Consider the following 21,164-nt stretch of genomic DNA (forward strand, 5'->3'; position numbering starts at 1 on the left):
TTTCCAACCATTCATGGAGTCGCCGCTCCATCACTTCAAGCTGGATGCCGAGGCGCAACCGCGCCGTACCGATGGCCGCATCTGGTGTAACGAACTGCCGCACCTGGGCTATGCCGTACTGCGTGGCGATACCGCCGAAGCCGGTTTTGCCCAGCTGGTGGAGCAAGTCACCGGCCTGGCCCTGCCGCTGAAGGCCGGTGCAGTCAGCCAGGGCCCGCAAGGCGTGCTGATGTGGACCTCGCCGGATGAATGGCTGCTGGTGAGCCATCGCCAGCGTCTGGCCGACTGGACGGCGCAGCTGGATGCCGGTTTTGCCGAGCACAAGCTGTTTGCCCAGACGGTGGATTCCAGCGGCGGCCTGACCCTGGCCTGGCTGGGTGGCACCGAGCACCTCACCGTGTTGCGCCACCTGGGGGTGTACGACTTTGAATCCATCCCGCTGGGCCACATGGTGAGCACTGTGCTGGGCAAGGCCACGGTACAGGTGATTCGCCTGGATACCGACGGCGTGTTCGTGGTGTTCCGCCGCAGCTTTGCCGACTACGTGTGGCGTCTGCTGCGCCGTGCCGCCCAGCCCTACGGCTTTGCCGTGTGCCAGCTGGAAGCGCGTAGCGATCACCCGCTGTTTGCCCAGTTGGCAGCGCCCAGACCCAGTCTGATTCTTGCCTGAAACCGCAGCGCGGCCCTGTCATTGGCAGGGCCGTTTTTTATTGTCGTCCGTGCCCCCATCCCGCTGCCATCCGGCCCCATCCTTGTATTCCAGTCAGGAAATTCCAGTCAGGCCTCTTTGCCTGGCCACTGTGGCCACCGTGTTTGTTCTGCGCCGACCGGCTGGTCGGTATGTGGCAAATACCTGTCGCAAGCGCTGAACAGTAGCCGCCAAGTCTCCGGCACCATGCAAGCAATGGCAGACAGACTCGGCCATCTTGCTCAGGAGAGAAGCATGCACCTCAACTTCCCATTGATGTCGATCCGGCTTGATCGGGAGCCCGCATGACGGATCGCGCCGAGCAGCAAGTGTTGTTCAAGGTCATTCTGGCCGCCTCGGTTGGCAATTTCGTCGAGTGGTTCGATTTTGCCGTTTATGGTTTTCTGGCCACCCTCATTGCCCTGCATTTCTTTCCGGGCAGTGACGCGGACATCAGCTTGCTGAAAACCTTTGCCGTATTCGCGGTGGCGTTTGCCTTCCGGCCGCTGGGCGGGGTGGTGTTCGGCATGCTGGGCGACCGTATCGGCCGCAAGCGCACGCTGGCCATCACCATCTTGCTGATGGCCGGTGCCACTACCTTGATCGGTCTGCTGCCGGACTACGCTCGCATCGGCCTGACCGCGCCACTGCTGCTGACGCTGGCGCGCTGTGTGCAGGGTTTTTCTGCCGGTGGTGAGTATGCCGGTGCCTGTGCTTATGTGATGGAGCATGCGCCCAGTCATCACCGTGCGCGCTATGGCAGCTTCCTGCCGGTATCCACTTTTTCTGCCTTTGCTTGCGCTGCCGTGCTGGTGTACGGGCTCAACCAGTGGCTGAGCCCGCAGGCGCTGGCCGACTGGGGCTGGCGGCTGCCTTTCCTGATTGCCGCACCGCTGGGGCTGGTGGGTTGGTATCTGCGTAACCGTCTGGCGGAAACCCCGGCTTTCAGGGTGCTGGAGCAGCGTCAGCAGACTGAACACGCGCCGCTGCGTCAGGCGTTTTCCAGCCATGGCCGACCGATTGTCTGGCTGTCGGCTTTTATTTCGGTGACGGCGCTGTCGTTTTACACCTTCACCACTTACCTGAGCACCTATTTGCAGCAAGTGGCTGGCATGAGCCGTGGCAATGCCCTGCTGGTGTCGGTGTTGTCCTTGTTGTTTGCCGCCGTGCTGTGTCCGCTGGCCGGGCGCTACTCCGACCGGGTAGGGCGGCGGCGCAGCATGGCCACGGTGTGCGTGCTGATTGTGCTGCTGATTTTTCCATCGTTCTGGCTGGCGCAAAGCGGCCAGCTGTGGCTGGCGGTGCTGGGCGGCATGTTGCAGGCCTTGCCGGCGGTATTGTCCGGCGTGGTGACAGCCCCCTTGCTGTCGGAAAGCTTCCCTACCCGTATCCGTTATACCGCGGGTGCCATCAGCTACAACCTGGCTTACACCATCTTTGGCGGCACTGCGCCCTTGATGGCGACCTGGCTGATTGATGTCTCCGGCAGCCATCTGGCACCGGCGCTGTATTTGTTGCTGATTGCCCTGTTTGCGCTGGCAGGTGGCTTGCGCCTGCCGGAAACCGTTCATGTGCGGCTGGCCGAAGTGTCCTGAGCCGCTGGTTGTTCCACCTTTTTCTGTTGGGAGTATGTTTATGACGACACTGCATCAGGACGCGCTGGTGATTGACGGGCTGATCATTGCCAAATGGAGCCGTGAGGTATTTGACGACATGCGCCGTGGCGGCCTGTCGGCGGCCAACTGTACCGTGTCGGTATGGGAAGGCTTTCAGGACACCGTGGCCAATATCGCGGACATGAAAAAGCAGATTCGCGACTACAGCGACATCCTTACCCTGGTACGCACCACGGAAGACGTGCGCCGCGCCAAGGCCGAGGGCAAGACCGGCATCATCCTGGGTTTCCAGAACGCCCACGCTTTTGAAGACAATCTGGGTTATATCGAAGCTTTTGCCGACATGGGCGTGCGCGTGGTGCAGCTGTGCTACAACACGCAAAACCTGGTGGGCACCGGCTGCTACGAGCGCGACGGCGGCCTGTCCGGCTTTGGCCGCGAAGTGATTAACGAGATGAACCGCGTGGGCATCATGGTGGATCTGTCCCATGTGGGCGGCAATACCTCGCGCGAGGCCATTCTGGAATCGAAAAAGCCGGTGTGCTACTCGCACTGCCTGCCCTCCGGCCTGAAAGAACACCCGCGCAACAAGAGCGATGAAGAGCTGCGCTTTATTGCCGACCATGGCGGCTTCATCGGCGTCACCATGTTTCCGCCCTTCCTCAAGCGCGGCATCGAGGCCACGGTGGACGACTATGTCGAGGCCATGGACTACATCATCAACCTGGTGGGTGAGGACTGCGTGGGCTATGGCACCGACTTCACCCAGGGCTATGACAAGGGCTTCTTTGACTGGATCACCCACGACAAGGGCCGCCACCGCCGCCTGACCAACTTTGGCACCATCCTGAATCCGGAAGGCATCCGCACCATCGGCGAAACGCCCAATCTGACCGCGGCCATGGAAAAAGCCGGCTGGTCCGAGGGCAAGATCCGCAAGGTGCTGGGTGAAAACTGGCTCCGTGTATTTGCAGATGTCTGGGGGTGTTGAGCCTTGAGCGGAGTGCCATCACTCCGCTTTTTTTATTCTTTTGCCACATTATTCCCGGCCCGTTCCGGGCTACCGCTTACAACAAGAAAGCCGGGCTGCAAGGTGCAGACCCGGTTGCCGTGCTGTAACAGCCGCAGTGCTGTAACAGAAGTCAGCGGGTCAGTGGGCGTTTTGCCTGAATCGTCGCTGCTCTGTGAAGTTCATCCTTGATTCAACCTGTCTATCTTTGGAGAACGCAATGCTGAAACGCCAATTTCTTGCCCTGCTGCTGGCCGGTGTGGCCCTGCCATTCTGTAGCCATGCAGCTGACAAGCCCACCATCAAGATCGGCTATGTAGAAGGCTGGTCGGATAGTGTGGCCACCACCAATGTGGCGGCCAACATCATCCGCAACAAGCTGGGTTACCCGGTGGAAATCGTTCCGGTGGCCGCCGGCATCATGTGGCAAGGGGTGGCGCGTGGCGACCTGGATGCCACGCTGTCGGCCTGGCTGCCCACCACCCACGAGGCGTATTACAGCCAGTTCAAGGACAAGGTAGTGGATGTGGCGGTGAACTACCCCGGTGCAAAGATCGGCCTGATCGTGCCTGACTATGTGGCGGCCCATTCCATTGCCGATCTTAACGCCAACAAAGCCGCCTTCCAGGGCCGTATTGTCGGTATCGATGCCGGTGCCGGCGTGATGAAGAAAACGGAAGAAGCCATCAAGAAATACCAGCTGGACTATACCTTGCTGCCCAGCTCCGGTACCGGCATGGCGGCCGAGCTGGCCCGTTCCATCAACAGCAAGAAATCCATTGCCGTCACCGGCTGGATTCCGCACTGGATGTTTGCCAAATGGAAACTGCGCTTCCTGGACGACCCGCAGAAGGTGTATGGCGATGCCGAGCATGTGGATAGCGTGATCAACCCCGGCCTCACCGCCAAGGCACCGGAAGTGGTGGCCTTCTTCAAGAAATTCCGCTGGAAGCCGGAGGAAATCGGCAAGGTGATGCTGGATGTGGAGAACGGTGCCAAACCGGCCGCCGCGGCGGATAGCTGGGTGAAGGCCAATGCAGCCAAAGTGAACGAGTGGACGCACTGATGCCGGTGTGAATGGCAGCAGCCCGCCGCCTTGTTGCAGGCAGTGGGCTGTTTGCTGCGGTATGGCCAGGCGCTACTGGCGCTCGCCGTTGCCAGCGCTGTCTGCCAGTGCCGTGACGCGGCTGGCGGGTGTCAGCAGCAGGCTGTTCTGATGGGGCGACGAAGCGGGTTCGGACTGTGCAAGATGCTGGTGCAGCCAGTTTTCCAGCAAGGGCCAGATTTCGTTCTTGGCATTTTTCGACAATAACAGCCGTTCATGGCTGTAATCCTCCACAAAGCCTTGCGCTTGGCTGCACAGCACATAGCGCTTGTCCGGGCTGCCAAAGCTTTCCAGCATGCGCTGGCAACCATCCGGTGGCGAAATGAAGTCATCTCCGCCTGCGGCCAGTGCCAGTACCGGCAACTGCTGCCTGTCCAGTGCAGCCAGGTAGTCAAAACCATCCTTGCCCTGCATGTGGCCTTGCAGATTCCACTGACACCATTGCCGCAACAGACGGCTGCTTTCCGCTTCGGTGGCCAGTGGCATCCAGTGGCTGGCAATGTCGCGGCGCAAGGGCAGCAGCCAGGAAATCAGCCGGATTTTTTGCTGCATGCTCCAGCTGCGCTGCCGGCTGGTGGACTGGGCACCCAGCATCAGCAAGCCGGCCAGCCGTGCATCCGCCGGGGCTTGTCTGGCCAGCCACATGGCGGCAATCACCGCACCGGCCGAATGACCCAGCCAGAAGGGACGCAAGGGCCCGCAGTTTTCTTCCACCGCACGCAACACGGCCGGGACATCCTGACGAGCTAGGGTTTCGAAATCAAAACTGCGACGGGGTTTGTCGCTGTGGCCATGGCCGCGCCAGTCAAACAGCCAGCATTGCCAGCCACGGGCGGCCAGATGGCTGGCCAGCGGTGCGCAACTGCGTTGGTTGGAAAATGTGCCGTGGGCCAGGATCAGCGGCGGGCTGCCCCGGTCGCCCATGCGGCTGAGGAACAGGCGGGTACCGTCGTCGGTAAGCGTATGCATGGTCAAGAACCTGTCGGAAGAGGTGGAGGGGAGGCATCACCGGCAGGCCCGGTGACATGACCGTTGAATATGCCCGGATTGCGATCAGGCTTGGACTGACCGAAAGTTGGACAGCCTCGCATGCCACTGCGTTGTCTGTTGCCGACTACCTTGTCGGTATGGGGCAAATACCTGTCGCAAGCGCTGAACAGCGTCAGCATGCCCTCCGGCACCATGCAAGGCAATGGCGGACAGACTCGCCCATCTTGCTCAGGAGAGTGGCATGCAACCTCAACTTCCCATCGACGTGGATGCCGACACCGGTGTCTGGAGTACCAACGGCTTGCCCATGCTGTATGTGCCGCGGCATTTTTTCATCAACAACCATCTGGCCATCGAGGCAGCACTGGGTCGTCGCGTGTATGCCGATTCGCTGTACGAAGCCGGATATCGCTCCGCTCACTTCTGGTGTGGCAGCGAAGCGCAAACCCACGGCCTGAAGGGCATGGCAGTGTTTGAACACTACCTGTCCCGTCTGTCGCAGCGCGGCTGGGGCCAGTTCAGCTTTATCGAGGCCGACGCAGTCACCGGCAATGCCAGCATCCGCCTGGACAACTCCTGTTTTGTGCTGGCCCAGGGTGTGGCCGGTGCGCCACAGAGCGAACACATGGCCTGCTATCTGTTTGCCGGCTGGTTTGCCGGTGCCATGGACTGGGTTGGCGAAAACCTGGGCCATGACTACCGCACCGTCAGCCGCGAAAGCCAGTGTGCCGGCCTGGGTGCCGACTACTGCATTTTCACCGTTCATCCCTTGTAAGCCGGGAGTCGTCCCATGCGCTATCCGCACCTGTTTGCGCCCATTACCCTGAACAAGCTGACGCTGCGCAACCGCGTGGTGAGCACCGCGCATGCCGAGGTGTATGCCGAACCGGGCGGCCTGCCCGGCGACCGTTACATCCGCTATTACGAAGAAAAGGCCAAGGGCGGCCTGGGCCTGGCCATTTGTGGCGGCTCCAGCCCGGTGTCCATCGACAGCCCGCAAAGCTGGTGGAAGTCGGTAAACCTGGCTACCGATGCCATCATCGACCCGCTGGCGCGGCTGGCCGAGGCCATGCACCGCCACGGCGCCAAGATCATGATCCAGGCCACCCACATGGGCCGCCGTTCCAGCTATTACGGCGAGCACTGGCCGCATCTGGTCAGCCCGTCCGGCATTCGCGAGCCGGTACACCGTGGCAATGCCAAGGTGATCGAGCAGCATGAAATCCGCCGCATCATTGCCGACTTTGCCCAGGCTGCGCGCCGGGTGAAGGCCGCCGGCATGGATGGCATCGAGATTTCGGCCGCTCACCAGCATCTGATCGACCAGTTCTGGAGCCCGCGCACCAACTTCCGCACCGACGAATGGGGCGGCAGCTTTGAAAACCGCCTGCGCTTTGGCGTGGAAGTGCTCAATGCGGTGCGGGCCGAAGTAGGCCCGGATTTCTGCGTCGGCCTGCGCATGTGCGGCGACGAATTCCATGAAGACGGCCTCAGCCACGACATGCTGAAGGACATTGCCGCGGCGATGTCTGAAACCGGCCTGATCGACTATCTGTCGGTGGTGGGTTCCGGGGCGGATACCCATAACACCCTGGCCAACTGCATGCCGCCGATGGCCTTGCCGCCGGAGCCGTTTGTGCACCTGGCTGCCGGTATCAAGTCGGTGTCCAAGGTGCCGGTGATGCACGCGCAAAGCATTCGCGACCCGGTGCAGGCCGAACGCATTCTGGCCAGCGGCATGGTGGACATGGTGGGCATGACCCGCGCCCACATTGCCGACCCGCATCTGGTGATCAAGATCCGTGATGGCAAGGAAGACCAGATCCGCCAGTGCGTGGGTGCCAACTACTGCATCGACCGCCAGTATCACGGTCAGGACGTGCTGTGCATCCAGAATGCCGCCACCAGCCGCGAAGCCACCATGCCGCACGACATTGCCAAGGCCGACAAGCTGCGCAAGGTGGTGGTGGTGGGTGCTGGCCCGGCCGGTCTGGAAGCCGCCCGCGTGGCACGCGAGCGCGGCCATGAAGTGGTGCTGTTCGAGAAACAGCCGCAGGTAGGCGGGCAGATCGTACTCGCTGCCAAGGCCCCGCAACGCGAGCAGATGGCCGGCATCGTCCGCTGGCTGGACATGGAAACCCAGCGTCTGGGGGTGGATCGCCGTCTGGGTGTGGCCGCCGACAAGGCGATGATTCTGGCGGAAAAGCCGGACATCGTGGTGCTGGCCACCGGCGGTATTCCCTATACCAGCCAAGTGCCGGACTGGGGGGTGGAAGAGGGCGTGGCGGTCAGCAGCTGGGACATCCTGTCCGGCAAGGTGGAACCGGGCAAGAACGTGCTGGTGTATGACGCCGTCAGCACCCAGGCCGGTTTCGGCGTGGCCGACTTCCTGTCCAGCCGTGGCAGCACGGTGGAAATCGTCACCCCGGACGTCAAAGTGGGCGACGACACCGGCGGCACCACATTCCCGATTTTCTACCGTCGCCTGTACGCACAGGGCATCATCCCCACCCCCAATTTCTGGCTGGACAAGGTGTATGCCGAAGGCGACAAGAAAATCGCCGTATTGCGCAACGAATACACCGAGGCGCTGGAAGAACGGGCGGTGGATCAGGTGGTGATTGAAAACGGCATCCTGCCCAATGACAGCCTGTACTGGGACATGAAGGAGCTATCGAAGAACCAGGGCCAGACCGACGTCCACACCCTGTTTGCCTCACAGCCGCAGCCTTCCCTGTCGCAGCCGCTGGCGGCGGGTGAATTCCTGCTGTTCCGCGTGGGTGACTGCATTTCCATGCACAACATCCACGGTGCCATCTACGACGCCCTGCGTCTGGTGAAGGATTTCTGACATGAGCTTCTCCCTTGCCCATGCCCTGACCGGACTGTTCTGGCTGGGTGCTCTCCTGCTGCTGGGCGGCCTGGCCAGACGTGCCAGCCTGTGGCAGCAGGGGCGCAGCGCCAGCGTGTCCTGGCTTGGCCTTCTGGCCATGCCCAAGCGCTATTTTGTCGACATCCACCATGTGGTGGCGCGCGAGCCCGCCGTGGCCCGTGCCCACGTGGCTGCCGCCGGTGGCGGCGTGGCCATTCTGCTGCTGTCGGCGCTCAACTACGGCCTGATGCTGTACCAGGGCTGGCTGGACGTACTGCTGGTGCTGATGGCCGCCGTGATGCTGCTGGGGGCGCGCATGATGCAGGCACGCCGTCTGCAAGCGCCGCCGCGCCTGTCGCAAGGCCGCTGGCAGGTATTGCCCGCCCGTCTGCGCCTGTTTGCGCTGGGCAGTCTGCTGGCCGCTGCCCTGCTGTTTGCCGGTCCGCAAATGGGCATGGCCGGGCAGTTGATTGCCGTGGTGGCATTGCTGATGCTGGCGCTGGGCGGTGCCGAACTGGCACTGGGCATTGGCCTGGGCTGGCCGATGAAACATGCGGTGGCCGGTTTGCTGCATCTGGCCTTCCACCCGCGTGCCGAACGCTTTGCCGCTAAATCCTCCGACCTCAAACCGCTGAACCTCGCCGCAGGCGAGCTGGGCGTGGCCAAGGTGGAGGACTTTGCCTGGAACCGCCTGCTGTCCTTTGACGCCTGCGTGCAGTGCGGCAAGTGCGAGGCCGCCTGTCCGGCCTATGCCGCCGGGCAGCCGCTCAACCCGAAAAAGCTGATCCAGGACATGGTGGCAGCGCAAAGCCGTGGCACCGACCCGGCCTATGCCGGCAACCCGCATCCGGGCCGCGAGGCCGCCGTGCTGGTGAAGCCGGGCGAGGACATCGTCGGTAGCGTGCTGGCGGCGAAGACGCTGTGGTCCTGTACCACCTGCCGGGCCTGCGTGGAAAACTGCCCGATGCTGATCGAGCATGTGGACACCGTGGTCAACCTGCGCCGTCACGTCACTCTCAGCCGTGGCGAAGTGCCGGGCAAGGGCAGCGAGGCGCTGGCCAATCTGCGCAATACCGATACGGTGGGCGGCTACCCGCTGGCGGTGCGTTACCACTGGGCGATTGATCTGGACCTGCCGGTGTTGCAGCCGGGCGAAAAAACCGAATGGCTGCTGCTGGCCGGTGAAGGCGCGTTCGACATGCGTTACCAGCGTGCGCTGCGCGCCCTGGTGAAAGTGCTGAAAGCCGCCGGGGTGAAAGTGGCCGTGCTGGGCGCAGCCGAGCGCGACTGCGGCGACGTGGCACGCCGTCTGGGCGACGAAGCCGGTTTCCAGCGGCTGGCCCAGGCCAATATCGCCACGCTGGCGCAATACCGCTTTGACCGCATCGTCACGCCGGACCCGCATGTATTCCACTGCCTGGCCAATGAATACCCGGCCTTCGGTGGCCAGTTCGAGGTATGGCACCACAGCAAGCTGCTGGAACACCTGCTGGCGCGCCGTGCCATTCCGCTGAAGGCCGATGCCACGCCGCTGCCGCCGCTCACCTTCCACGACCCCTGCTATCTGGGCCGTTACAACGATGGCTTCAATGCGCCGCGCAATGTGCTGAAGGGCATTGGCATCAAAGTGGTCGATATGCAGCGCTCCGGGCGGGATGCCCGCTGCTGTGGCTGGGGTGGTGGTGCGGCCTTTACCGATATACCCGGTCAGCGTCGCATTCCCGACATGCGCATGGACGACATCCGCGAAACCGGCACTGGCCGGGTAGCGGTGGCCTGCCCCAATTGCACGGCCATGCTGGAAGGCGTGGTGGGTGAGCGGGCAGACGTGATCGAACTGGCCGAACTGGTGGCCGAACGCCTGGCCTGAGGCGAGCCGGGGCAGAAGCACAGACTTCGCCCCGTCCGCTGCTGCTTACAAGGAGAAAGTGATGGATTTTTCTACCCAGGCCATTCCGCGCATCGACCCGCGTCGCCCGTGGGTGCTGGGGCCCAGCGGCCTCAAGCGCATTGTGCTGGGCGATGACAGCGGCAGCCGCGATGCTGCCATGCTGGCCCACGGCCCGGCCCACAAGCCGCTGCGCAGCACCGGGCCGTTCAGCCAGCGCCTGCTGGTGGTGGCCCATGCCGAACGCGGCCAGCTGGATGATGCCGCACGCGAAGCCATTGCCGCCGCCGCCATTCTGGCAGGCAAGGACGGCGAAGTACTGGCCTTGCTGTATGGCATGGAAGACGCCGCGCCGGAAGCGCTGGCCGAACTGGCCGTGGACCGCGCGCTGACCGTGGCCGACCCCGGCTACGCACCGGAACAGAAACTGGCTTTGCTGCAACAACTGTTGCAGCAGGAAAGCCCGCATACCGTGCTGTTTGCCGACCGTGGCGAGGACGCCGACCTGGGCCGCCGCTTTGTCTGCCGAGCCCGGCTGTCGGTGGTGACTGACGTAGTGGAAATCGCCGCCGATGGCGTGCGCCGCCGTCAGCCCGGTGCCGGTTTCAGTGTGCGTGAGCGCGGACAGGTGCTGTTGCTGGCGCGCGGTGTGGCCGAGGCCAAGCTGCCGTTTGTCGGCAAGGGCGAACGCTGGCAAACCGCAATGCTGCCCGCAGTGCGCGAACAAGTGCAGGACCTGGGCAGTGTCGCCAGCCCGGCTTCGCAACTGGCACTGGAAGAGGCCGACCTGATTGTGTCTGCCGGTAACGGCGTCAGCAATGTGCCGGGCTTCCTCAAGCTGGCTGAGGCATTGGGTGCTGCGGTGGGGGCCTCCCGTGTGGCGGTGGACGATGGCCGCTTCAGCCGCGACAAGCAGGTGGGTGCTACCGGCAAGACCGTACAGGCCAGTGCCTATATCGCGCTGGGTATTTCCGGTGCGGTACAGCATCTGCAAGGCATCAAGTCCTGCCGCCATGTGATTGCTGTGAACCTGGATGCGGCTGCTCCGATGATCAAGCGCGCCGACCTCAGCATCATCGACGACTGCCAGTCCTTCATCAGTGCGTTTGAACAACTGGTGCGGCGCGAGCGTAAGGAGAAGCAGCAATGAAAATAGCCGTATTGATTGCCCCCGCCGTCCACCCGGTGAGCGGCCGTCCCTGTGCCGGTGAGGCCGATCTGGCTGCGCTGGCGCTGGCGCAGCGCCTGCCGGGTCAGGTAGAGGTCTGGTATGCCGGTGCCGCCGACGATGCTGCGCTGGCCGATTATCTGGCACGTGGTGCGGACAATATCCACAGTCTGAGCCTGCGCCCGGACAGCGATGTGCTCGCCGCCCTGGGCTCGGCCTTGCAGGGGTTCGACATGGTGCTGTGTGGTGCCCGTTCCGGTGGCGGTGACGGCTCCGGCCTGCTGCCTTACCAGCTGGCCGAGCAACTGGGCGCGGCCTTGTTGCCGGATGTGCTGGACTTGTCCAAATCCGACCGGCAATGGCGGGCGCTACAGGCCTTGCCCAAGGGCGTGCGCCGCACCTTGCAGGCCAGCCTGCCGCTGGTGGCCAGCGTCAACCCGCGTGCCGCCACGGCACCGGGCTGGAGTTACGCGCGTCTGCAACAGGGCAAGATTCAGCGCAAAGCCGCCACTGGCGCGGCTTTGGCCCCGGTGGTGCTGGAGCCTGCCCGCCGCGCGCGCGCGCTGGTGGCGGCCAGCAAGGTGAGTGGTCATGCCCGCATGCAGGGTGCCATTGCCGGGGGCGATGCCAAGGCTGCCGGGGTGGTCGTAAAACAGGGCGATTCTGTCGAAAAAGCGCAAGTTGTGCTGGATTACCTCAGGCAACATCAGCTCGTCGATTTCTGACAACAACCCCGCAGCATCCGACCAGCACCCCACCCACCGGCTAGCAGGATGCCTGAGCAAAAACTTGTTTTGGAGATGCGTGAAATGCAAGAAAGCGCCATTCGCTTCCAGCCGGTACAAAAACTGCGTGAGCTGGTTGCCCGCCGTCAGCCGGGGTATAGCCTGGAGGCCCCGTTTTACAATTCGCAGGAAGTGTTTGAGGCCGACATCAAGTACATCTTCCAGCGGCACTGGATTTACGTGGCCGTGGCGTCGGAAATTCCCGAGCCGGGCGACTATGTCACCGTGGAAATCGGCAAGGAACCCATCCTGATCCTGCGTGACGACGACATGCAGATCAAGGCTTTCCACAATGTCTGCCGCCATCGTGGTTCGCGCCTGTGTGCCGATGAAAAAGGCTCGGTGGGCAATCTGGTCTGTCCTTATCACCAGTGGACCTATAACCTGGCCGGCAAGCTGATTTTTGCCGACCACATGCCGGAAGGTTTCGACCTGTCGCATCACAGCCTGAAGCCGGTGCATCTGAAGAATCTGGAAGGCCTGCTGTTTGTCTGTCTGGCCGACGAGCCGCCGGCTGACATCGACGTGATGCTGGAGCAAATGGGCCCTTATATCGCCCCGCACCAGATTGAAAACACCAAGGTGGCCGCCCAGATCGACATCATCGAGGCGGGCAACTGGAAGCTGACGATGGAAAACAACCGCGAGTGCTACCACTGCACTGGCAACCATCCCGAGCTGACCATTTCGCTGTATGCCTACAGCTACGGTTTTGCCCCCAAGGCCGAACTGGCGGCGGGCCTGGCCAATTACGAAAACATCGTCAAGGACAGCCATGCGCGCTGGGAGGCCTGTGGCCTGCCGTCGGCGGAAATCGAAAAGCTGTCCGACGTGTCCGGCTTCCGCACCATGCGCATGCCGCTGGACCGCAAGGGCCAGTCGCAGACCATGGACACCGGCTCGGCCTGCAAGAAGCTGCTGGGCGACATCAAGGATGCCGACTCTGGCGGCCTGTCCTTCTGGACGCAGCCCAACTCCTGGCACCATTTCATGGCCGACCACATCGTCACCTTCACCGTACTGCCGCTGACTCCGGACACCACGCTGGTGCGTACCAAGTGGCTGGTGCACAAGGATGCGGTGGAAGGCGTGGATTACGACGTGGCCAACCTTACCCGTGTGTGGAATGCCACCAACGGCCAGGACCGCCATCTGGTGGAAGAGTCGCAAGTGGGCGTCAGCAGCACCGCCTACCGTCCCGGCCCGTATTCGCCCTATACCGAAGAGCTGGTGGAGAAATTCACCAACTGGTATATCGGCCGCCTGGGGGCAGGGCTGGAACAGGGTTGAGCCGGTTTTCCGCGCCGTAAAGCGTCGTAAACGGCAGGCTGCCAGGCGCGGCCTGCCACTCTTAGAGCCGCTAACAAAACCGCGTAGAGAACCCGGGGCTCGGGGGGTTTGTTATCGGGTCTTACAGCAACAGCCCGCCAACGGGCGATCAGCCAGTCAGCAAAGGAATCGCCATGAGCAGCGTCAACACCCATCCGGATACCCACCCGCAAGCCGCCGACCTGCCGTGGTGGCAGCCGGGCGAAGACAGCACGCTGCAATGCGTGCAGGTGCGTGAGGAAACCCACGACGTCAAAACCTTTGTGTTCCGTGCCGAACCGCCGCGCCGCTTTCATTACCAGCCCGGCCAGTTCATCACGCTGGAACTGGACATCAACGGGGAGAGCGTCAACCGTTGCTACACCCTGTCCTCCAGCCCCACCCGGCCAGACCGCGTCAGCATCACCGTCAAGCGTATACCCGGTGGCGTGGTATCCGGCTGGCTGCATGACACGCTGCGTCCCGGCATGCAGTTGAACGTGCTGGGGCCGTCCGGCGAATTCACCTATGTGCGTCATGCCAGCACCCCGTATCTGTTCTTGTCCGCCGGTAGCGGTATCACGCCGCTGATGTCGATGAGCCGTGCACTGACCGACCTGGCCAGTGGTGCGGACATCATGTTTGTCCACAGCGCACGCTCGCCGCGCGACATCATTTTCCGCAAGGAACTGGCCCAGCTTGCCAGCAGCCACGCCACCTTCAGCCAGGCGATTGTCTGCGAAAACCGTCAGGGTGAGCCGGAGTGGCCTGGCTTTACCGGCCGACTGGACGCGGCGCGCCTGCTGCACATGGTGCCGGATTTGATGGCGCGCCAGGTGTTTTGCTGTGGCCCGGCACCGTATATGGCTTCGGTACGGCAGATGCTGCAGGACTGCGGCTTTGACATGCAGCACTACCACGAAGAGAGCTTCAATTTTGCCGAGCTGGCGGCCTCAGCGCCGGATGAGGCGGTGGATAAAATCTCGGCCAGCTGCGAGGGCGGTGGTTTTAATGTGCACTTTGCCAAGATGGGCGATGACTTGTCGGTGGCACCGGGCCAGACCGTGCTGGCCGCCGCGCTGGCCAAGGGCATGCGCCTGCCCGCATCCTGCACCCGTGGTGTGTGCGGTACCTGCAAGACCAGATTGCTGGAAGGCAAGGTGGACATGCAGCACGAAGGCGGCATCCGCCAGCGCGAGGTGGACCAGGGTTTCTTCCTGCCCTGCTGTAGCAAGCCGCTGAGCGATCTGGTGGTAGACCGCTGATTGCCTGCGCGCTGATTTCCCCTGGGCCTGCTTCCCCCCCCGGAGCAGGCCTTGTCGTGTGGCTCCCTTGATGCCTGCTTGCTCGTTTGGGCACAGGCATTTTTCTTGCTTTATACCTATTAGCTAGTGAAATTTGCTGCCCTTATGCCATTGGTGCGCTGCATCAGGAAAATCCACTACAGGCAGCGATTTTTCTTGGCGAAGTATTGCTGTTTTTTTACGACAGGGTCAGAAGGGCAGCTTGTAGCGGCCAGATGGCGCTAAGCAGCTGATTTTGCTGTACAGGGGTGAAGAATTGTCATTTCTCGACCTGATGTCGTTTGCAGGCAGATCAGCGTCGGAATGCGGTTATTTTAAATACCACTAACTCCCTATCGTAATCCTTGATTTACATTAAACATTCTTCGAAATCGTTGGCGGTGGAAGTGGTGGCGGTGCTTGCCGGATCAGTCAGCAGATCCGGCGAAATACCGGCACAGCTGGCGGGCAACGGCCATGGGGAATACCACACTGCGGTGGCCCGACGGGCAAAAGGGTTCTGGTTTTGGTCACCGGTAAACGCCAGCCAGCAATGGCAGGCAGCAATGTTAAAAGGCCCGGAACAGGCACGAAGTATCCGGCAAGACCATATCCCGACCGGCAGCAGGACTGCCGTGCCGGACACGATGGCAAACCGACTGGCGTACAAGATTTCAGCACTGCCGGACAGCGGTGAATGAAGCAGGCGCAAGTCAGGCCCAGCGTGTGATCGCTACGAAGGAGAAGAGACAATGCAGTCGGCCAAGATAGTGGTGAAGAACCTCTACAAGGTGTTTGGGGGCAAGTCCTCAGACGTCATGCGCATGCTGAAATCCGGCGCGCACAAGGATGAAATCTTCAAGCAGACCGGCAGTGTGGTCGGCGTGAACGATGTGTCGTTTTCTGTGCAGGAAGGGGAAATCTTCGTGCTGATGGGCTTGTCCGGTTCCGGCAAGTCCACCCTGATCCGCCTGATCAACCGCCTGATGGACCCGACTGACGGCCAGATCATTCTGGATGGCCAGGACATCACCAAGTTCAATTACAAGCAACTGGTGGATTTGCGCCGCCGCGACATGAGCATGGTGTTCCAGAGCTTTGCCCTGATGCCGCACCGCTCGGTGCTGGATAACGCGGCATTCGGCCTGGAAATTGCCGGGGTGGACCGCAAGAGCCGCGAAGCCCGTGGCATGGAAGTGCTGGAGCAAGTTGGCCTGGCACCGTTTGCCCACAAATACCCGCACGAACTGTCCGGCGGCATGCAGCAGCGTGTTGGCCTGGTGCGGGCGCTGGCGGTCAATCCTTCGCTGATGCTGATGGACGAGGCCTTCTCGGCGCTGGACCCGCTCAAGCGTTCCGAAATGCAGGACATCCTGCTCAAACTGCAGCGCGAACAGCGCCGCACCATCTTCTTCGTATCGCACGACCTGGAAGAGGCCCTGCGTATCGGCACCCGCATCGCCATCATGGAAGGTGGCCGCCTGGTGCAGGTGGGCACGCCGCAGGAAATCATCGAAAACCCGGCCGACGACTACGTGCGCAACTTCTTCAAGAGCGTGGATACCTCGCGCTACCTGCAAGCCAAGGACCTGATCGAGGTGAACCACGCACCGCATGCCGGTCGCCCCGGCCTGCATGTCCCGCCGTCCTGCAGCCTGCCGGATGTATTGCAGCAGCTGTTGGGTCAGACCGAACCCTTGCAGGTACGCGACGATCAGGGCCAGTGCCTGGGCCTGATCACGCCCAGCAGCGTGCTGAGCAAGATTTCCCAGCACCGCCTGCAAAGCACCGCCACCCACTGAACCGGACAACAGGCCTTCCGTTCCATCTGCCGGCCGCCGCGCCGGGATGGTGCGTGAGCCGCACCGAAGGAGTACGCCGTCATGGCTGAAATCAGCACGCAAGACATGTTGCCGATTGGCGACTGGGTCAACAAGATCATTCATTTCATGCTGGACCATAACGCCGGGGCCTTTGACGCCATCGGCAACACCATCGACTGGTTTGCCACCATGGTGGAATTCCTGTTGCTGGGGATTCCGCCGCTGGTGATGGGCGCGATTTTTGCTTCTATAGGGCTCTGGCGACTGGGCTGGAAGTTTGCCCTGTTTGTCTGTGCCGCACTGGGCCTGATCTGGGCGACCGGTTTCTGGGGGCAAACCATCGCCACCCTGGCGCTCACCCTGTCCGCTACCTGTGTCAGCCTGCTGCTGGGCGTGCCGGTGGGTATCTGGTGTGCGCGCAACAAGCTGGTGGGCATGCTGGTGCGCCCGGTGCTGGACTTCATGCAAACCATGCCGGCTTTTGTTTACCTGATTCCGGCTGCCATGTTCTTCGGCCTGGGACGGGTGCCGGGGATTCTGGCCACCGTGGTGTTTGCCGTACCGCCGGCAGTGCGCCTGACCAGCCTGGGCATCCGCATGGTGAACAAGGAGCAAGTGGAAGCCGGCCATGCATTTGGCTGTACTTCCTGGCAGCTGTTGTTCAAGGTGCAACTGCCCATCGCACTGCCTTCCATCATGGCCGGGGTCAACCAGACCATCATGATGGCGCTGTCTATGGTGATCATTGCCTCCATGGTGGGGGCGGGTGGTCTGGGTAACGATGTACTGGCCAGTATCCAGCGGCTGGATGTAGGCCTGGGTTTTGAAAGTGGCCTGGCGGTGGTGTTGCTCGCCATCATCCTGGACCGCATTACCGAGAGTTTTGGCCACACGCCCACCACGCGTGCGGCAGAGCAGGGCAGTTAGACCCTGCAGCAGCAAACAGGCCGGATGGCAAGCACCATCCGGCCGATGCAAGACAACACAAGACCATTCAACACACATCACATACCGAGGTCACCATGGGTCCGCAACAAATCGCTTCGTTGTCGCATATTGGTTTCCTGCTGCTGGACAAGTTTTCCATGATTGCGTTTTCCAACGCCGTGGAACCGCTGCGCATGGCCAATTACCTGTCGCGCAAAAAACTCTACCGCTGGAGCCTGCTGTCGGCTGATGGTCAGCCGGTAGCCGCCAGTAACGGGCTGGAACTCTCCCCCATCACCTCCCCGGAAGCCCCGCAGCAATACGACATGCTGATTGTCTGTGGTGGCTGGCAAGTGCGTGATGCGGTGGATGACAAGGTGTTGTCCATCATCCGTCGCTTTGCTGCGCAGGGCGTGCCGCTGGGTGCCATCTGTACCGGTACCTTCGCGCTGGCCAAGGCCGGGGTGCTCAATGGCTACCGCTGTGCCATCCACTGGGAAAACCTGCTGTCCATCAGCGAGGAATTCCCCAAGACCAAGTTCACCTCCGACCTGTTCGTGCTGGACCGCGACCGCTTTACCTGTAGTGGCGGCACTGCGCCGCTGGACTTCATGTGTCACCTGATCCGCCACAAGGGCGGCAAGAGCCTGGCGGCGGATGTGTCCGAGCAGTTCATCGTCGACCGCCTGCGCGACAATGGCGACCGCCAGCACATCCCGCTGCTGGCCCGTATCGGCACCGGCCACGAAACACTGGTGGATGCCGCGCTGTCGATGGAAAGCAATATCGAAAACCCGCGCTCGCTGGAAAACCTGGCCGACGAACTGGGCGTGTCGCTGCGCCATCTGGAGCGGCTGTTCAAGCGCTATCTCAACACCACCCCGGCCCAGTATTACCTGGACTTGCGCCTGCGCCGCGCGCGCGAATTGCTGCTGCAAACCAATATGAGCGTGATGGAAGTCACCGTGGCCTGTGGTTTCCTGTCCTCATCGCATTTTTCCAAGTCCTACCGTGGCCTGTTCGGCTATCCGCCCAGCCGCGAACGTCAGCAGTATCTGGTTGATTCTGCAGTCATTGCCTGAGTTGCCGGGCGGCAAAACCGGCAGCCGGCCAGTGCTGTTACTCCTTGCAGCACTGGCCTTTTTTCCACGGCGCATTCGCGCAAGTCGGGGTCGTGCTGGCGCAAGTAGCCCTTGCTGCGCATGGCAATCTTGACCCTGTGCAAGACCTTGGTTTTCCACCTGTTCTCCGCAGCCAACCCATGGCGTTGGCGCGGCAATCCTGTCACCGGGTTGATCAAAACATTTATACGGGAGTGGTGTAATGAAAATTCGCAAGCTGATGCTGGGTTCGGTATTGCTGGCTGCCTGTGGCAGCGCGCTGGCCAATGACCCGGCGCAATGCCGCAATGTCCGTTTCGCCGATGTAGGCTGGACCGACATCGCCGCCACCACCGGCATGGCCAGCGTGGTACTGGAAGGCCTGGGCTACAAGCCCTCCACCACCATCGCCTCGGTGCCCATCACCTTTTCCGGCATCAAGAGCAAGCAGATCGACGTGTTCCTGGGTTACTGGAACCCGTCCATGACCCCGGTGATCGAGCCTTTCGTCAAGGCAGGGCAGATCAAGGTACTGGATACCCCCAACCTGGTGGGTGCCAAGTACACGCTGGCAGTACCGGACTATGTGGCTGCCGGTGGCCTGAAGGATTTCAAGGACATTGCCAAGTTCAAGGACAAGCTGGACGGCAAGATCTACGGCATCGAGCCGGGTAATGACGGCAATCTGCTGATTGACGGCATGATCAAGAAAAACCAGTTCAACCTGGCGGGTTTCAAGATGGTGGAATCCAGCGAAGCCGGCATGCTGGCCGAGGTGGAACGCTCCATCCGCCAGAAAAAGTGGATTGTGTTCCTGGGCTGGGAACCGCACCCGATGAACGTGAAATACAAGATGGCCTACCTGACCGGCGGCGACGATGTGTTCGGCCCCAACCTGGGTGAAGCCAAGGTGTTCACCGCCATCAGCCCGGATTACGAAACCCGCTGTCCGAATGTGGGCAAGCTGCTGCATAACCTGCACTTCACCACCACCATCGAAAACCGCGTGATGGGCCCGATCATGGACAAGGTGAAGCCGGAAACCGCCGCACGTGATTACCTGAAGAAGAACCCGGACATCCTGAAAACCTGGCTGGCCGGTGTCACCACGCTGGATGGCAAGCCTGGCCTGGCTGCAGTGAACAAGGCGCTGGGTCACTGATTTTATCGGTAGCGCACCTTTGAAAGCCCCGGCTCTGGTCGGGGCTTTTTGCTGGGGAGGCTTGCGTACAGCGCACTAGACTGCGTCGGCTTGCGCTGACGGGACCGTGCCAGCTCCGACAGGTGTTCTGGATCAGAGAACCACCGCACCGACGCGCCCAATCGGCCCCGTCAAGCATGCCGACGGGTGACCGGGGCGAGGTGTTAAGCGCCTGCCCTGTTTGAGCGATTTGACGTTAGAAAATCGCGAGTTCAGGCGCGCCTCGCCCCGGACGGGCCCTGTCGGGCAGCCGCAGGCCATGCTTGTGGGGTGGCCTTGGAGGTGAAGGAGGGCTTGGCCAGGCAAGCCCTCTTTCCCGTTCGCCGCGCGGAAGCGGCAACACAAAACATCATCCGCGCAGCGGATTCAAACTCCTTATCTGCACCACATGCCAGTGTTTCCGTGTCCCTCCACCCTTGCCGCTGCCAACAACGCTGATTAGCCTTACCCGGTTGCGCCACCAGGCGCAATCAGGTTTGGCGACCTGTATATCTAGTTGGTGAAATTGGAGATCAGCCCCATGACACAAAACTCACCATCAGCCATTCCCCCACCCCTTACCCTGTACTACCTCGGCAAACCCATCCGCCTGCACATCCACCCCCACACCTGCTGCCTGCACGGCGACGACATCCTCCAGCTGTTTGGCCCACGCTTGCGCCATCGCCTGCAACACATCCTCCAACAACATCCCTGCTGTAAACACCCACCACACGACAGCCCGGTACACTACTGGCCGGAAAACACCCTGCAACAGGCGCTGCGCCAAATCCATCGCCCGGCAACACAACGGCTGCGCCACTGGCTGAACCGCCAAATCCTCCCCGCCTTGCAGCAACGCCCAAGCGACGCCCCACGCCACGACCAGGCTCTGGCCATGGCTGCGGAGGCCGGGCAGCAGATCAGCCATGCGGTATTACGTGCGGTACTGGAACAGGGGCAAGGCTGGCAGCATGGCCATTGGCTGCTGACGCTGCGCTTCACCCCCAATCACGCCAGCCGCCATGCCCATGGCCGACTGGTGGCGCTCAACAGTCAGGCCACGCCCTTGCAGGCATTGGCCCAGCACATTGCCGCCCCGGCTGGTTTGCCCAGCAGCAATGCCGAGCTGCTGCGGCTGGCGGAGGCTTGCCATCAGCTATTGGCCAGACGGATGAACAAACAGGCGTGGCGGGTGGAGGCGGCGGAGGGTAGGGGAGCAACGCCAAACTGAAACCGGGCTTCCGCAGGCCATGCTTGTTGGTGGCCTTGGAGGTGAAGGAGGGCTTGGCCAGGCAAGCCCTCTTTCCCGTCTGCCGCGCGGAAGCGGCATGTAAATCATCATCCGCGTGAGCGGATGCTTGCCCTTTGTGTATCAATAGCGGCCCTTAAAAATCAAAGGCAAATACAACTTCGCGGGTC

General features: G+C 61.9%; 18 protein-coding genes. 17 read left to right on the top strand and 1 reads right to left on the bottom strand.

Going from position 1 to position 21,164, the window contains the following annotated elements:
• The first annotated feature begins 13 nt into the window (after nt 1-13).
• The 4 genes from HWX34_RS10625 to HWX34_RS10640 all read left to right on the top strand — a co-directional run bounded on the left by HWX34_RS10625 (nt 14) and on the right by HWX34_RS10640 (nt 4,379).
• Complete coding sequence (locus tag HWX34_RS10625; protein ID WP_178972207.1) at nt 14-670, top strand: sarcosine oxidase subunit gamma; 657 nt, start codon at nt 14-16, stop codon at nt 668-670.
• Nucleotides 671-993: 323 nt separating this feature from the next.
• Entirely contained in the window at nt 994-2,283 is a 1,290-nt protein-coding gene (locus HWX34_RS10630) for an MFS transporter (protein WP_178972208.1), read from the top strand.
• Between the two features lie 40 nt (nt 2,284-2,323).
• Entirely contained in the window at nt 2,324-3,295 is a 972-nt protein-coding gene (locus HWX34_RS10635; protein WP_178972209.1) for a dipeptidase, read from the top strand.
• A 238-nt stretch (nt 3,296-3,533) separates the two neighbouring features.
• Nucleotides 3,534-4,379 (top strand): glycine betaine ABC transporter substrate-binding protein, encoded by an 846-nt coding sequence (locus tag HWX34_RS10640; protein WP_178972210.1) that lies wholly within the window; start codon nt 3,534-3,536, stop codon nt 4,377-4,379.
• Between the two features lie 72 nt (nt 4,380-4,451).
• On the opposite strand, the gene HWX34_RS10645 is transcribed toward HWX34_RS10640, so the two are convergent.
• Nucleotides 4,452-5,387, bottom strand: a complete 936-nt coding sequence (locus HWX34_RS10645; protein WP_178972211.1) for an alpha/beta fold hydrolase — start codon at nt 5,385-5,387, stop codon at nt 4,452-4,454.
• A 262-nt stretch (nt 5,388-5,649) separates the two neighbouring features.
• On the opposite strand from HWX34_RS10645, the gene HWX34_RS10650 reads away from it, so the two are divergent.
• The 13 genes from HWX34_RS10650 to HWX34_RS10710 all read left to right on the top strand — a co-directional run bounded on the left by HWX34_RS10650 (nt 5,650) and on the right by HWX34_RS10710 (nt 20,976).
• The gene (locus HWX34_RS10650) at nt 5,650-6,183 is read left to right on the top strand and encodes a DUF5943 domain-containing protein (protein WP_178972212.1); all 534 of its coding nucleotides are present in this window, start codon (nt 5,650-5,652) and stop codon (nt 6,181-6,183) included.
• 15 nt (nt 6,184-6,198) lie between these two features.
• Nucleotides 6,199-8,259: an NADH:flavin oxidoreductase gene (locus HWX34_RS10655; RefSeq protein ID WP_110313658.1), complete on the top strand. Its 2,061-nt coding sequence runs from the start codon at nt 6,199-6,201 to the stop codon at nt 8,257-8,259.
• 1 nt (nt 8,260) lies between these two features.
• A complete protein-coding gene (locus HWX34_RS10660; RefSeq protein ID WP_178972213.1) occupies nt 8,261-10,150 on the top strand; it encodes a DUF3483 domain-containing protein in 1,890 nt (629 codons plus the stop codon).
• 61 nt (nt 10,151-10,211) lie between these two features.
• Complete coding sequence (locus HWX34_RS10665) at nt 10,212-11,318, top strand: electron transfer flavoprotein subunit alpha/FixB family protein (protein WP_178972214.1); 1,107 nt, start codon at nt 10,212-10,214, stop codon at nt 11,316-11,318.
• Nucleotides 11,315-12,061: an electron transfer flavoprotein subunit beta gene (locus HWX34_RS10670; RefSeq protein ID WP_178972215.1), complete on the top strand. Its 747-nt coding sequence runs from the start codon at nt 11,315-11,317 to the stop codon at nt 12,059-12,061. The genes HWX34_RS10665 and HWX34_RS10670 overlap by 4 nt, the downstream gene beginning before the upstream one ends.
• 84 nt (nt 12,062-12,145) lie before the next feature.
• Nucleotides 12,146-13,411: an SRPBCC family protein gene (locus tag HWX34_RS10675; RefSeq protein WP_178972216.1), complete on the top strand. Its 1,266-nt coding sequence runs from the start codon at nt 12,146-12,148 to the stop codon at nt 13,409-13,411.
• A 173-nt stretch (nt 13,412-13,584) separates the two neighbouring features.
• Nucleotides 13,585-14,694, top strand: coding sequence for a hybrid-cluster NAD(P)-dependent oxidoreductase (locus tag HWX34_RS10680; protein WP_178972217.1), 1,110 nt, complete (start codon nt 13,585-13,587; stop codon nt 14,692-14,694).
• Nucleotides 14,695-15,077: 383 nt separating this feature from the next.
• Nucleotides 15,078-15,413 carry a hypothetical protein gene (locus HWX34_RS10685; RefSeq protein WP_178972218.1) on the top strand — a complete coding sequence of 112 codons (336 nt, stop codon included), beginning with the start codon at nt 15,078-15,080 and terminating at the stop codon, nt 15,411-15,413.
• Nucleotides 15,414-15,464: 51 nt separating this feature from the next.
• On the top strand, nt 15,465-16,514 hold the full coding sequence (locus HWX34_RS10690) for a glycine betaine/L-proline ABC transporter ATP-binding protein (protein ID WP_178972219.1): 1,050 nt from the start codon (nt 15,465-15,467) through the stop codon (nt 16,512-16,514).
• An 81-nt stretch (nt 16,515-16,595) separates the two neighbouring features.
• The gene (locus tag HWX34_RS10695) at nt 16,596-17,462 is read left to right on the top strand and encodes a proline/glycine betaine ABC transporter permease (protein ID WP_255496669.1); all 867 of its coding nucleotides are present in this window, start codon (nt 16,596-16,598) and stop codon (nt 17,460-17,462) included.
• Between the two features lie 95 nt (nt 17,463-17,557).
• Nucleotides 17,558-18,544, top strand: a complete 987-nt coding sequence (locus tag HWX34_RS10700; protein ID WP_159875007.1) for a GlxA family transcriptional regulator — start codon at nt 17,558-17,560, stop codon at nt 18,542-18,544.
• Between the two features lie 241 nt (nt 18,545-18,785).
• Nucleotides 18,786-19,724, top strand: a complete 939-nt coding sequence (locus HWX34_RS10705; protein WP_045847918.1) for a choline ABC transporter substrate-binding protein — start codon at nt 18,786-18,788, stop codon at nt 19,722-19,724.
• Between the two features lie 559 nt (nt 19,725-20,283).
• Entirely contained in the window at nt 20,284-20,976 is a 693-nt protein-coding gene (locus HWX34_RS10710; RefSeq protein ID WP_178972220.1) for a hypothetical protein, read from the top strand.
• The last annotated feature ends 188 nt before the right edge of the window (nt 20,977-21,164 follow it).

The organism is Aquitalea sp. LB_tupeE (genome assembly GCF_013391415.1).
In the GTDB taxonomy this organism is placed as follows: domain Bacteria; phylum Pseudomonadota; class Gammaproteobacteria; order Burkholderiales; family Chromobacteriaceae; genus Aquitalea.

Coding starts and splice junctions, on each gene's coding strand:
- HWX34_RS10625 (WP_178972207.1), top strand. CDS start 14: ATGGAGTCGCCGCTCCATCACTTCAAGCTGGATGCCGAGGCGCAACCG.
- HWX34_RS10630 (WP_178972208.1), top strand. CDS start 994: ATGACGGATCGCGCCGAGCAGCAAGTGTTGTTCAAGGTCATTCTGGCC.
- HWX34_RS10635 (WP_178972209.1), top strand. CDS start 2,324: ATGACGACACTGCATCAGGACGCGCTGGTGATTGACGGGCTGATCATT.
- HWX34_RS10640 (WP_178972210.1), top strand. CDS start 3,534: ATGCTGAAACGCCAATTTCTTGCCCTGCTGCTGGCCGGTGTGGCCCTG.
- HWX34_RS10645 (WP_178972211.1), bottom strand. CDS start 5,387: ATGCATACGCTTACCGACGACGGTACCCGCCTGTTCCTCAGCCGCATG.
- HWX34_RS10650 (WP_178972212.1), top strand. CDS start 5,650: ATGCAACCTCAACTTCCCATCGACGTGGATGCCGACACCGGTGTCTGG.
- HWX34_RS10655 (WP_110313658.1), top strand. CDS start 6,199: ATGCGCTATCCGCACCTGTTTGCGCCCATTACCCTGAACAAGCTGACG.
- HWX34_RS10660 (WP_178972213.1), top strand. CDS start 8,261: ATGAGCTTCTCCCTTGCCCATGCCCTGACCGGACTGTTCTGGCTGGGT.
- HWX34_RS10665 (WP_178972214.1), top strand. CDS start 10,212: ATGGATTTTTCTACCCAGGCCATTCCGCGCATCGACCCGCGTCGCCCG.
- HWX34_RS10670 (WP_178972215.1), top strand. CDS start 11,315: ATGAAAATAGCCGTATTGATTGCCCCCGCCGTCCACCCGGTGAGCGGC.
- HWX34_RS10675 (WP_178972216.1), top strand. CDS start 12,146: ATGCAAGAAAGCGCCATTCGCTTCCAGCCGGTACAAAAACTGCGTGAG.
- HWX34_RS10680 (WP_178972217.1), top strand. CDS start 13,585: ATGAGCAGCGTCAACACCCATCCGGATACCCACCCGCAAGCCGCCGAC.
- HWX34_RS10690 (WP_178972219.1), top strand. CDS start 15,465: ATGCAGTCGGCCAAGATAGTGGTGAAGAACCTCTACAAGGTGTTTGGG.
- HWX34_RS10695 (WP_255496669.1), top strand. CDS start 16,596: ATGGCTGAAATCAGCACGCAAGACATGTTGCCGATTGGCGACTGGGTC.
- HWX34_RS10700 (WP_159875007.1), top strand. CDS start 17,558: ATGGGTCCGCAACAAATCGCTTCGTTGTCGCATATTGGTTTCCTGCTG.
- HWX34_RS10705 (WP_045847918.1), top strand. CDS start 18,786: ATGAAAATTCGCAAGCTGATGCTGGGTTCGGTATTGCTGGCTGCCTGT.
- HWX34_RS10710 (WP_178972220.1), top strand. CDS start 20,284: ATGACACAAAACTCACCATCAGCCATTCCCCCACCCCTTACCCTGTAC.